Source organism: Facklamia sp. P13055, assembly GCF_050409445.1.
In the GTDB taxonomy this organism is placed as follows: domain Bacteria; phylum Bacillota; class Bacilli; order Lactobacillales; family Aerococcaceae; genus Facklamia.
Map to the genome: position 1 here is coordinate 54,170 of NZ_JBNUPL010000005.1, position 12,520 is coordinate 66,689.

Here is a 12,520-nt window from a genome sequence, read left to right on the forward strand (position 1 = left end):
GGAGGATAGCGATTGTGACTGAAAGTTATCAAAGAAGAAATTATTATAATAAAGACCAAGCCCAATCGCTAGTCGGTCAATCTACTGATACGTTTGATGGCTCAGCAGTCCGAAAGATTGAAGAGTGGGAACTTTCCCATCAATCTGATTGGTTTGATAATGAAGATAGGAGATCAAAAAGGCAAACGATTATAACGAATCGAAACTTAGCATTGCTAGGTATTTTTATAATGGTTAGCTGTTGCTTTGCGAGTCTTTATATTCATTGGCAAGTCAACCAGGTTAACCAAAGGATTCAAGAGATCCAGTTGGAAGAGGCTGAGCTTGTCAAAGAAACAGAAATGTTAATGGTCGAAAAGGCTGAAAACTTAAAGTATAAAAATATTGAGCTTGTAGCAGAAGCCAACGGTATGAAAGCAGAAATGGATCGCGTAAAGGATATCGATCAAAATGACTAATAATAATGCGAATAATAATCAAGGGATGAATTTGTTTTTTTTAGCTATCATTGTAATTTTAATCGGTTTAGTAATGATTGGTCGAATGGCACAAATAGCTTTATTCAAACAAGTAAATGGTGTTAATTTAACTAAACTAGAAATGCAAGTAGACAATAGAAGTAGTATTGCTAAAGCAAAAAGAGGCACAATTTATGATCAGTTTGGTCAGCCTATTGCAATGGATACTACTTCTTATTCTATGTACGCTGTTCTAGATGCTGATTGGGCAGAAGGTGAAACGGTTAAAGACATTGATTATACGGCGACCATTCTTGCTAAATATATCGATATGCCGAAAGAAAAAATATGGACGCAATTAAATAGTGATAATGTCAATCAAGTTGAGTTTGGCTCAGCTTCTAAAAACATATCAGCACAGACAAAATTAGCAATTGAAGCTGAAAACTTACCGGGAATCTTTTTCACTAGTCAGGTGAGCCGTTATTATTTCAATGACTACTTTGCCTCTCACTTAATAGGTTATGCAGAAGTTAATGAAAGTAACCAAGAAGGTTCTCAATCAAGTTTAGTTGGAGCCATGGGTATTGAAGCGGCATTTGATGATATATTATCGAGTGGGAAATCAAGCAAAAATTCAACTGACCTTCAATTGGCTAATGATATCTATTTAACTTTAGATAGTCGTATCCAAAATCAGACCGAGACTATTCTAGATAAGATTTTTAAGAAATATCAACCTGAGTCAATGGGGGCTTACTTGGTTGAATTAGAAACTGGTAAATTATTAACCTCAGCTCAAAGACCTTCATTTAATTTAAATACCAGAGAAGGAATCGACTCTCTTTGGCAGAATTTGTTAGTTGAAACAGCTAACGAACCAGGATCAACTGTTAAGATTTTGACCATGGCTAAAGCAAAAGAAATGGGTGTTTATCAACCGGGAGAAACGTTCTTATCGGGTATGGTAAAAGTGTTTGATCGTGAAGTAAGAGACCATAACCAATTCGGTTGGGGACAAATTTCATTTGAAGATGGCTTCATTCGCTCTTCAAATGTGGCAATGGTCGAATTAGTGAATCGTATGGGAGACCAAGTTTGGACTGAAGAATTAAAAAAATTTGGTTTTGGCGTTAGCACAAATAGTAAACTAGCGAATGAAAATCCGGGTTCACTCGATTTCACTAACCCTACATCACGAATAATGTCTGGCTTTGGCCAAGCATTTTCAGCTACACCGATGCAACTTTTACAAGCTTATAGTGCGGTTGCTAACAAAGGGCAAATGATGAAAATTCAATATATTGATCATATTGATAAAAGCGGACAAAGCTATCAAAAACAAAACTTAGGGCAAGTTATTGAACCTGAAGTAACTTTCTATATTATTGACTTGATGACTAAAGCGGTTGAGGATCAAAATGGGACTTCAAGACCTTTTAAATCTGACATAGTCAGAGTGGCGGCAAAAACCGGAACGGCTCAAATTGCTAATGAAGAGGGAACAGGCTATCTAACGGGACAAAACGACTATTTTTATTCAGTCATCAGTTTCTTTCCTGCTGAAGAACCTAAATACATGTTATATTTATTTATTAAAAGGCCACAAAATGACTATGGTATTTATGGAACTCAGATGCTGTCCGAAGTTTTTCATCCAATGTTAGAGTCTATATTAATCAAGCAGTAGAGAGAAGGAAATGAAATGCGATTAAATAAACTAATATCAGTTTTAATTAACTACGAACTTTTAGGTGATTTAGATCTTAATAAAGAAATATACGATCTGACCAATGACAGTCGAAAGCTAACTGAAAATGCTGCCTTTATCGCTATAAAAGGTGAAAGGTTTGATGGCCATTCAGTAATTGATCAGCTGATGAAAGAAAACATTTCACTGATAGTAGCCGAAGAATTCTCTTCTAAACAAATAGAAAAGGCTTTGAATAAAAAAATAACGCTAGTCAAAGTCCCTTCAACTTATCGAGCGCAAGCAATACTATCTCATCAATTTTTCGGTCAACCATCTAGCCAGCTTCCTCTAGTAGCGGTTACTGGGACTAACGGAAAAACGACCACCACACATTTGATTTCTCAATTTTTAGAATTATTGAATCATAAGACAGGTGTGATAGGCACCCTGCATTACAAAATTGGCGAGCGTCTGCTTCCGGCTATTAATACAACGCCAGAAGCAGTTAGTTTACAAAAGTATTATAAGTCGATGGTCGAGGAGGGTTGCAGTGATATCATAATTGAGGCCTCTTCTCACGCTTTGTCCTTAGGCCGTCTTTGGTATACCGATGTGGACTGTGCAATTTTTACTAACCTAACTCGAGAACACTTGGATTTTCATAAAACTATGGACAATTATGCTTATGCTAAGAGTTTGCTCTTTGCACAATTGGGACAGAGTTTTCACCATCAAAAACCAAGACTAGCGATTATTAATCAAGATGATCCTTATGCAGATGTAATGAGTCGAGCTACTGGGGCGGTTGTAATTACTTATAGTATGAAAGATCCTCAGGCCACAGTTTATGTGGATGAGCTGACGACAGAAGCTTCAATACAAAAATTCAAGCTTCACTATCAAGCTAGAACTTATCCAGTTGCTTTATCGATGATTGGTGCTTATAATGTTATGAATTATTTAGCAGCCTTTTTGTGTCTGGTAGTTTATTATGGCTATTCAGCTGAACAAATAGTTGATTTGACACCTAGATTAAAAGGTATCACTGGAAGAATGCAAGTTATTGATAAGGGTCAAGATTATCGAGTGGTGATTGATTTTGCACATACACCAGATGCTTTAGAAAATGTCTTAAGTGAATTAAAAGAAACCTCAAACGGAAAATTAAGAGTAATGTTTGGGCATTCCGGAGGTAATAGAGATTCGGCTGCTCGACCTGATTTGGGCGATATTTTATTTAAGTGGGCGGATCATATTGTATTTACGGCAGATAATCCTCGAAATGAACCCATTAAAAAGATTGTTTCTGAAATGGTAAGAGATCATCAAGAAGTTCCTTATGATTTAATTGAAGATCGAAAAAAAGCCATTCATTATTTAGTAAATCATGCCGAAGCTAATGATACACTTCTTTTTGCTGGTAAGGGAGGAGAGGCTTATCAAGTAATTGGTGATGATTATATACCTTATGATGAGGTTGCGATTGTAGAAGAGGAGTTAGAAAACAAATGGAAAAGATGATGCAGTTATTAATGGCTTTTATTAGTTCAGGCCTCTTAACCCTGGCTTTAGTGCCCCTTTTTATCCGTTTATTCTTAAATAAGAAAATGGGACAAGCTATTCGGCAAGAAGGCCCTTCATGGCACCAAGTAAAAACAGGTACTCCCACTATGGGAGGAACGGTGTTTATTGCAGTATCTATAATGATTACTTTGATGTTTGGCTGGCTATTTAATCTACTAGATGCCAATCTCTTGATGATTGTGCTAACTTGGTTATTTTTTGGTGGCATTGGGTTTGCCGATGATTTTATATCTATTTTCACCGGTAAAAATGAAGGGCTAACTGCTAAACAAAAATTTCTATTACAGCTTTTATTTTCTGGTATCGTCGTTCTAGCGGGTTATGTTTTAGGTAAAAGATTTGTATTGCCTATTTTCTCTTTGGAAATTAACTATTTAATAGTTGTAATAGCTTTTGCCTTCTTTTGGATTACTGGTTTTTCCAATGCTGTTAACTTAACCGATGGATTAGACGGTTTAGCCACAGGGTTAAATATCATTGCCTATGGAGCCTACTTTATGTTGGCTATTCGCCTAGAGCAAGCATCCGTTGCTATGGCTTGCTTAATTGTTACAGCAAGCCTTTTATCTTTTTTAATATTTAATCGCAAACCTGCTCAAATTTTCATGGGGGATGTGGGTTCGCTAGCTTTAGGGGCAGGATTAGCAATTATTTCAATACTTTTAAACAACCCATGGTCCCTATTAATCATCGGCATGGTTTTTGTAATAGAAACTTTATCTGTTATCTTACAAGTTGCTTCTTTCAAGACCAGAGGAAAGCGGATCTTTAAGATGTCACCCATTCACCATCACTTTGAAATGATTGGCTGGTCTGAAGAGCTAGTCGTGCTTGTTTTTTGGACAGTAGGATTACTTGCTAGCTTACTCTATTTCATTTTATAATAGGCATAATAAGCGAGAAAGTGTGAAAACAAATGACAAACAAATACGCTGGCCAACATATTCTAGTTATGGGTTATGCCCTAACTGGCAAGAGTGTTGTGAATTACTTACAAAAAGAAAACGCAAAAATTACGCTCAATGACCGAGGGGACCTTTCTCAGGACCCGTCGGTTAATTTGCTATTAAAGTCAGGAGTTAGAGTAGTGGATAAGGGACACCCGCTCGAAATATTAGAAGGAATTGACCTTATCGTTAAGACACCTGGGATACCTTATTCATTAGAGCTTATTCAAGAAGCTGAGCATCGTGGGATACCTATTTATACGGATGTTGAGCTAGCATATCGTGAAAGTCTAGCGCCTATTATCGGCATTACAGGCTCTAATGGAAAAACAACCACGACTCGCTTAGCCCACCATCTTCTAGAAGGTTCATGGAAAGGTAAAGTTGAATTAGCAGGAAACGTGGGCGTACCGTCAATTGAAGTGGCTCAAGAAGTAAATGAAACGGACTTAATCGTAATGGAACTATCTTCTTTCCAATTAATGGGTATCCATTCATTTCATCCACATATTGCGGTTTTTACCAATATTCATTCAGCACATTTAGATTACCACGGAACCAGGCAAGACTATATTGCAGCAAAATTAAAACTGATTCAGCAAATGACCGAGAGAGATTATTTAATTTATAATGCCGATCAAGCTGAACTTGAAGAATGGTTGAAGCATTCTCCAGCGATAAAGGTTCCGTTTTCTCGTCACAAACAAGTAAAAGCGGGTGCCTATATAAAAAATCATTCTTTTTATTTTCGAGGTCAAGAAGTCGCTTTAATCGAGCAGTTTAATCTGCCTGGCCAGCATAATTTAGAAAACGCGCTAGCCGCAATTGCTATTGCAAAAATTCAAGGGGTAGATAATACAGCTATTCAAGAAAAATTAGCAAACTTTACTGGTATTCGTCATCGTATCCAAGCTCTGGGTACAATCAAGGGGATTGAATTTTATAATGACTCCAAAGCAACCAATACGGCTGCAACCATTACAGCCCTTAAAAGTTTTGACCAAGACATCATTTATATTGGTGGGGGTCTAGATCGTGGAAATGATTTTCAGGACTTAATACCTTATTTAAACAAAGTGAAAGCAGCCTTTTTATACGGTGAATCGAGAGAAAAAATGGCAAAAGATTTTAGACAAGCTAAAATCGAAACAATCAATTTATTTGAAAATTTAGACCAAGCGAGTCAAGCAGCGTTTGCTTATGCTAAAGAAGGACAAATTGTTTTGTTTTCACCAGCATGTGCTTCTTGGGATCAATTTAAGAATTATGAAATTAGAGGTGATCGGTTTATCGAGCAGGTCGAGTCTTTTAAAAGTGCATCAAAATAAAGGAGAAAGAAATGAATAAAGTGAAACGAATTGTTCTTTCGGGTGGTGGAACCGGAGGGCACATTTATCCAGCATTAGCTTTGTATCGAGTATTGAAAGAACGATCCGATGTGGAAGTGCTTTATATTGGAACACAAAGAGGATTGGAGTCGAAAATTGTTCCTCGAGCGGGAATACCTTTTAAAGCAGTCGAAATTACAGGTTTAAAAAGGTCAATTAGTATAGATAATTTAAAATTAATCTTTAAAATGTTTCATTCTACTCATAAGGCAAAGCAAATGATCCGTGATTTCCAACCGGACATTGTACTTGGAACAGGTGGGTATGTGTGTGGACCTGTTTTATTAGCTGCCAGTATGCTTAAAGTTCCGACTATTATTCATGAGCAAAATTCAGTAGCAGGAATTACGAATAAATTTTTAGCTCGTTTTGTTAATAAAATTGCTGTTTGTTTTGAAGAAGCGAGCCATCAATTTGGCAAAAACCAAAATAAAGTAGTTTTAACAGGAAACCCTAGAGGGCAAGAAGTGATATCGACACCGGCAATGCCTCACTGTTTGTCTGAACAATTTGAGTTAAAAGATAATCAACCGACAGTCTTAATTTTTGGAGGCTCTCGTGGAGCACCAGCTATTAATCAAGCAGGAATTGAGTCGCTGGATAAATGGTTAAGCGCTAATTATCAAGTGATTATTGCAACGGGACAAAATCACTTCCAAGAACTGAATGAAGAGATGGTTGAAGAAATTAATCAGAGTAATAATGTTCGAATCGTTCCATATATCGATAATATGCCAAGTGTTTTTCAAGCTATTAATTTGGTTGTTTGTCGAGCTGGAGCAACAACTTTAACTGAGTTAACAGCTCTTGGCTTGCCAAGTATTTTAATACCTAGTCCCTATGTAACAGATAATCACCAAGAACATAATGCCTTATCTTTAGTAAATAACAAGGCGGCTGTTATGATAAAGGAGTCAAAGCTTAGTGGACAGTCTTTATATCAAGAAGTTAGCCAATTAATGGTGGCCCCTGAAGATTTAAAAGTAATGGGTCAGGCGGCTAAAAGCATGGGAATTACGGATGCAAGTGATCGAATCATTCAAATGATGAACGAGATGGTATAACTATTTTAAAAGAGAGGAGGAATAGGGATGGTTAATTACCGGTTACCAGATAAGAACCAGAATCGGCAGAATAAAAGGACAATTTCAGAAAGAAATAATCAGCCAGTAACAGCCCCTATGGGGAATTATCGTTTGGATTCTCAAGGTAAACCTATTCTTCCGACTTCTTTTGAACATTCGCTTAATCAAGAGCGTTTAAATCGATCCAATATATATTCCTTAAATGATTATCGAGATAGTCAACAGCTTGATTATTACAATAGCTCGATGAATGAGCCTTATTATCGAGTAAGGTCTTCACAAAATTATCGTATAGACGCTAATTCTCAAGAGTCATTTGTTTTTAAAAATAGACAAGATGGTCAAAGAATAACCCCTCATAATCCCACTCCTAGCTATTGGTTAGATGGATTACCAAGTAAAGAAGTATTGTTAAAAGGGTTTCCTAAAGGAAAGAGAAAAATTTTTATTCTCTATTTAATTATTTACAGTTTAATGGTTTGGTCTGGATGGCAAATATTACCTTATGATAATGTTAATACACTAAGTGTTTCGGGCAATCAAATCCTTCAGAGTGAGTCAATTCTCAATGGAGTTAAGATTCATTCGATGGATAAGGCAAAAGATATTTTAAAATGGCGCAAAGAAATTGAAGACCATATACTCACTAACAATCCTTTATTGGAGGATGTTCGTATTCAGCGCGACGATTGGAAGGCAATAAACATTATTGTTAAAGAACAAAAAATTGTTGGTATTTACTCTAGCAATGGTAAAAATTATGCGCTGATGAGTAAAGGTTATACTTCAGATGAAGCTGTTATTCAAAATCAATTAATTGCTGAACAAATGGCTCAACTTCCTCTAATTGAAGGGGAGTTTTCAGAAACAGCACTTAAACAACTTGCTATTGCTTTAGATCAGTTCGACACAAGCATTTTAGAAAGGGTTGAGAAAATAACACCTTCTTCCAAACCAGGTAAAGAGGGATATATCGAAATCAAGATGAAGGATGGTAATCTCATAAAAGCAGTGAGTTCAACAGTAGTGGAAAAAATAAATTATTATCCTAAAATGTTAGAACAACTCAACAATCGTAAAGGAATTATTGATCTTGAAGTGGGAGCTTATTTTACGCCTATGGCAAATGAAACTAATTCAGTCAAGCTTAATAATAATTAAGATAAGTATGATTACGAATTGATAACAAGGACTTCTTTTAATTTCATTGGCTTTATGGGTGTGTTAATATAAAAGTACTATAATGTGATAAAAACTCATGTTTTGTGCAAATGAAGGGGGTTCATCACCTGGATGAGAAATCAAGAGATAATTGTTAGTTTAGATATCGGAACAACATCGATTAAAGTTGTTGTTGCTGAGTATATGAACGGACATGTAAATATAATTGGTGTAGGTAATGAAAAATCACGTGGCTTAAGTCGTGGAGTTATTGTCGATATCGATGAGACAGTTCTTTCGATTCAAAAAGCTATTGAGCAAGCAGAGCGTAAAGCCAATGTTAAAATTAATGAAGTGGTCGTTGGGGTGCCTAGTAACAAGTTAGCTATTGATGACTGTCATGGCATGATAGCTGTAGCAAGTGAAAACCGCGAAATAACCTCGCGCGATGTAGATAATGTTATTTCGGCAGCAAAAGTACGTTCTGTTCCACCTGAGCGAGAAGTAATTGCCATTCTACCAGAAGAGTTCATTGTTGATGGTTTCAATGGTATTCGTGATCCTCGCGGAATGATTGGCGTTCGTTTAGAACTTTATGCCCGGTTAATGACAGGGCCACGTACCATTATTCATAATATTAGACGGTGTGTTGAAAAAGCAGGTCTTTCAATTTCTGAGTTTGTTATTCAGCCGCAAGCAATTGCAACCACCGCTTTAAATCAAGATGAGCGAGAATTTGGTACAGTGATTATTGATATGGGGGGCGGCCAAACTTCAGCTTCAATTATTTACGATAATCAATTGAAATATTCCTTTGTAGATCAAGAAGGCGGAGACTATGTCACTAAGGATATATCGGTTATTTTAAATACTTCACTAGATTCTGCTGAACGCATAAAACGTGAATACGGCTATGCCATTTCTAGTCAAACTTCACCAGAAGAGTATTTCCCGGTTGAAACAGTCGGCCGTAAAGAACCTGTTCGTGTAGACGAGCGCTATTTATCTGAAATCATTGAAGCTCGCTTAGTTCAAATTTTTGAAACTATTCATGAGGATCTTGAAGCTGTTGATGCTTTGGATTTACCGGGAGGCTTTGTCTTGACTGGGGGCGCTTCTTCCTTACCAGGCGTATTAGAATTGGCCAAAAAGTACTTTGGGCCACAAGTTCGTGTATATATCCCAGAACAAATGGGACTGCGCAACCCTGTCTATACGACCAGTATGGGGATGGTTGAATATGTGTCAAAATTAGATGAAGTGCATCAAATCGCTCAGGCAACTTTCCGAGCACAAAGGGTTCAGCACGCTGCAGCTAGGGATGCTGGTCCACTAATTTCCAATTCGTATGACGGGGGCCAAGGTCGTCCTTATGGTGAGTCAGATAACTCATATTATCAAGCTCGTAATGGCGGCGGACAACGAGGAGGGCTTCAAGGAGGATTTAGCAATCAAAGTCAAGCTCGACAAAAACCTAAAAGTCCTTCATTATCGCAACCCCATCCTAATGGTCAAGCTTTTTCAAATAATTCCAGTCACTCAGATTATTATGTCTACAACGATAGCCAAGCGCAATCTTATAATAATTATCCATCAGAAGACCAATATTCTGAAGAAGAATGGATGGATGCTTCGACTAAAAACCCATCAACTAACGAGGGTGGTTTTGTAAATAAATTAAGAGCATATTTTCAAACGTTTTTTGACTAATTAAGACAGCACAAGAGGAGGAATTTATTAATGGAATTATCATTTGATCCAACGGTTAATCCTGAAGGAGCAGTTATCAAAGTTATTGGTGTAGGGGGAGCGGGTGGCAATGCTGTCAACCGAATGATTTCCGAAGATGTTCAAGGAGTTGAATTCATCGTCGCTAACACTGACACACAGGCTTTAAAAAGTTCTCAAGCAGAAACTAAAATTCAATTAGGTCCAAAAGTTACTAAAGGCTTAGGAGCTGGCTCGATTCCTGAAATAGGATTAAGAGCTGCTGAAGAATCAGAAGAGCAATTACGACAAGTCCTTGAAGGGTCAGACCTTGTTTTTGTCACTGCTGGAATGGGTGGAGGAACTGGAACGGGTGCTGCGCCTGTTGTCGCTCGTATTGCAAAAGAATTAGGTGCTTTGACAGTTGGAGTCGTAACCCGTCCTTTCACTTTTGAAGGTCCAAAGCGCGGTCGCTTTGCTGCTGAAGGATTACAAAACCTCAAGGAAGCTGTTGACACTTTAGTAGTCATCTCAAACAATCGATTGCTAGAAGTGGTAGATCGAAAAACACCAATGATGGAAGCTTTCTCTGAAGCAGATAATGTTTTACGCCAAGGTGTTCAGGGGATTTCTGATTTGATTGTCGCTCCTGGTTTTATTAACTTGGACTTTGCAGACGTGAAAACCGTTATGAAGGATCAAGGAACAGCTTTAATGGGAATTGGTACAGCTGCCGGGGAAAACCGCACAGCAGAAGCGACTAAGAAAGCTATTTCTTCTCCATTATTAGAAGTTTCAATTGATGGAGCTCAACAAATTCTACTGAATGTAACAGGTGGACCGGACTTAAGCTTATTTGAAGCACAAGATGCAAGTGATATTATTTCTTCTGCTTCTAGCGAAGATGTCAATATTATCTTTGGTACTTCAATTAATGAGAGCTTAGGTGATGAGGTGGTTGTTACTGTAATTGCTACCGGAATTGATGCTGAAAAGAATACCATCAATAAACAACAAGCAATGCGTCAAAACCGTCCGAATTTCTCTCATAACAACACTTTCTCGACAAACGAAAGTACCCCATCTGCATCAAGTTCCCCATCGATGAATTCATCTGACCGCTCAATCAACTTAAAACAAGCAAATCAAAAAGAGACTGAACGTGATTTATTCAGTGATTGGGATATTAAACGCGAACAAATTACCCGTGATGTGGCAGATATTGAACCTAAGGAAAAAAAGGTTGAAAGAACCTTTGAAAGATCGGAATCAGAAAGTAAGGTACGTCAAGCGGAATCTGACGAGCAAGACGAATTAGAAACACCTCCTTTCTTCCGTAAAAGAAATCGTCATTAATTTTCTTAGAGGAAGCAGCAGTGTTTCCTCTTTTCACCAATTTTTAGCAATAAAGTCGGAGGTATTATGAATATAAATGCAATTATCCAATTTGTGTCTACAATTTTTCGTGTCTATCAATGGGTCTTGATACTCTATGCCTTACTCTCCTGGTTACCTGGAGCAAGAGAAAGTTCGATTGGACGAATGATTGATTGTCTGGCAAGTCCATATCTCGATATTTTTGATCGCTATATTCCACCCATTGGTCCTATTTCAATCAATGTGATCATCGCTCTCTTCACATTGACTTTTATTGAGCAGGGCGTCATTTGGCTGATTATTACCATTTTAGGCTAGTAAATGAAAGAGTCTATTTATCAGCATTATCGTAAGGAAGAAATTCCTTTTGTAGACCAAGTTTATGATTGGATCGATCAAGTTGACCGTCTTTATACTCCCGTCTTAACATCTTTTTTAACGCCGAGAGAAGCAACTATTCTAAAAAACATTGTTAACGGCCGTGATGAGATGAATTATCATTTAGATGGAGGATATGAAGATAGTGAGCGTAAGAGAGCCTTAATCTATCCTAACTACTATCTATTGGATTTAGCAGATTTAGAATTAGGATTCTTAGAAATTACTTACCCTATTAAATTTGCTGAACTGTCTCATGGTAAAATACTTGGAACCATTCTCTCAACAGGGATTGAGCGGGGAAGGATAGGAGATATTATCACTGATAGTCAGGCATGGCAGCTAGTAGTTGATTTAAAAATGCAAACTTATTTAATGGATGAAGTAAAAAAGATAGCCAATGTAGGAGTCCATTTGAACCCCATAAAACGAGGGAACCTTTTGCAATCGATTGATGAATGGGAAGAAGCAACAGTCATTGTATCTTCTCTGAGATTAGATAGTTTAATATCTAAGGTATATAATATTTCGCGCCAAAGAGCCAAGGATGCAGTTAAAGCAGGACAAGTTAAAATTAATTTTACTGAGATAGATCGAAGTGATACTTTGGTTGGTATTTCTGATATTGTTTCACTCAGGCATTTTGGGCGCTTTCGTATTCAGTCAGTAGATGGTAAAACGAAAAAAGATAATTTTAGACTATCCATTGATTTGTTAAAAGTATCGTAAAATTTATAAAAAA

The 12,520-nt window shown here is 37.2% G+C and carries 11 protein-coding genes; all 11 read left to right on the plus strand.

Annotated elements, in window-relative coordinates:
• Positions 1-14: 14 nt before the first annotated feature.
• A complete protein-coding gene (locus tag ACQV2O_RS03255; RefSeq protein ID WP_428874974.1) occupies positions 15-458 on the plus strand; it encodes a hypothetical protein in 444 nt (147 codons plus the stop codon).
• Complete coding sequence (locus ACQV2O_RS03260; RefSeq protein WP_428873866.1) at positions 451-2,148, plus strand: peptidoglycan D,D-transpeptidase FtsI family protein; 1,698 nt, start codon at positions 451-453, stop codon at positions 2,146-2,148. The genes ACQV2O_RS03255 and ACQV2O_RS03260 overlap by 8 nt, the downstream gene beginning before the upstream one ends.
• Before the next feature lie 15 nt (positions 2,149-2,163).
• On the plus strand, positions 2,164-3,672 hold the full coding sequence (locus ACQV2O_RS03265; RefSeq protein WP_428873867.1) for a UDP-N-acetylmuramoyl-L-alanyl-D-glutamate--2,6-diaminopimelate ligase: 1,509 nt from the start codon (positions 2,164-2,166) through the stop codon (positions 3,670-3,672).
• On the plus strand, positions 3,660-4,619 hold the full coding sequence (gene mraY / locus ACQV2O_RS03270; protein WP_428873868.1) for a phospho-N-acetylmuramoyl-pentapeptide-transferase: 960 nt from the start codon (positions 3,660-3,662) through the stop codon (positions 4,617-4,619). Before ACQV2O_RS03265 ends, mraY begins: the two co-directional genes overlap by 13 nt.
• 32 nt (positions 4,620-4,651) lie before the next feature.
• A complete protein-coding gene (gene murD, locus ACQV2O_RS03275) occupies positions 4,652-6,010 on the plus strand; it encodes a UDP-N-acetylmuramoyl-L-alanine--D-glutamate ligase (protein WP_428874975.1) in 1,359 nt (452 codons plus the stop codon).
• Between the two features lie 11 nt (positions 6,011-6,021).
• A complete protein-coding gene (gene murG, locus ACQV2O_RS03280; RefSeq protein WP_428873870.1) occupies positions 6,022-7,134 on the plus strand; it encodes an undecaprenyldiphospho-muramoylpentapeptide beta-N-acetylglucosaminyltransferase in 1,113 nt (370 codons plus the stop codon).
• Between the two features lie 27 nt (positions 7,135-7,161).
• A complete protein-coding gene (locus ACQV2O_RS03285) occupies positions 7,162-8,316 on the plus strand; it encodes a cell division protein FtsQ/DivIB (protein ID WP_428874976.1) in 1,155 nt (384 codons plus the stop codon).
• Positions 8,317-8,448: 132 nt separating this feature from the next.
• Positions 8,449-10,026 (plus strand): cell division protein FtsA, encoded by a 1,578-nt coding sequence (ftsA, locus tag ACQV2O_RS03290; RefSeq protein ID WP_428874977.1) that lies wholly within the window; start codon positions 8,449-8,451, stop codon positions 10,024-10,026.
• Between the two features lie 30 nt (positions 10,027-10,056).
• Complete coding sequence (gene ftsZ, locus ACQV2O_RS03295; protein ID WP_428873873.1) at positions 10,057-11,379, plus strand: cell division protein FtsZ; 1,323 nt, start codon at positions 10,057-10,059, stop codon at positions 11,377-11,379.
• Positions 11,380-11,445: 66 nt separating this feature from the next.
• A complete protein-coding gene (locus ACQV2O_RS03300; RefSeq protein ID WP_428874978.1) occupies positions 11,446-11,718 on the plus strand; it encodes a YggT family protein in 273 nt (90 codons plus the stop codon).
• A gap of 3 nt (positions 11,719-11,721) precedes the next feature.
• Positions 11,722-12,507 carry an RNA-binding protein gene (locus tag ACQV2O_RS03305; protein ID WP_428874979.1) on the plus strand — a complete coding sequence of 262 codons (786 nt, stop codon included), beginning with the start codon at positions 11,722-11,724 and terminating at the stop codon, positions 12,505-12,507.
• Positions 12,508-12,520 lie beyond the last annotated feature (13 nt).

Bases quoted from the DNA above. Each gene is read 5' to 3' on its own strand.
- ftsA (WP_428874977.1), top strand. From the start codon at position 8,449: ATGAGAAATCAAGAGATAATTGTTAGTTTAGATATCGGAACAACATCG.
- ACQV2O_RS03285 (WP_428874976.1), top strand. From the start codon at position 7,162: ATGGTTAATTACCGGTTACCAGATAAGAACCAGAATCGGCAGAATAAA.
- ACQV2O_RS03260 (WP_428873866.1), top strand. From the start codon at position 451: ATGACTAATAATAATGCGAATAATAATCAAGGGATGAATTTGTTTTTT.
- murG (WP_428873870.1), top strand. From the start codon at position 6,022: ATGAATAAAGTGAAACGAATTGTTCTTTCGGGTGGTGGAACCGGAGGG.
- mraY (WP_428873868.1), top strand. From the start codon at position 3,660: ATGGAAAAGATGATGCAGTTATTAATGGCTTTTATTAGTTCAGGCCTC.
- ACQV2O_RS03300 (WP_428874978.1), top strand. From the start codon at position 11,446: ATGAATATAAATGCAATTATCCAATTTGTGTCTACAATTTTTCGTGTC.
- murD (WP_428874975.1), top strand. From the start codon at position 4,652: ATGACAAACAAATACGCTGGCCAACATATTCTAGTTATGGGTTATGCC.
- ACQV2O_RS03305 (WP_428874979.1), top strand. From the start codon at position 11,722: ATGAAAGAGTCTATTTATCAGCATTATCGTAAGGAAGAAATTCCTTTT.
- ftsZ (WP_428873873.1), top strand. From the start codon at position 10,057: ATGGAATTATCATTTGATCCAACGGTTAATCCTGAAGGAGCAGTTATC.
- ACQV2O_RS03265 (WP_428873867.1), top strand. From the start codon at position 2,164: ATGCGATTAAATAAACTAATATCAGTTTTAATTAACTACGAACTTTTA.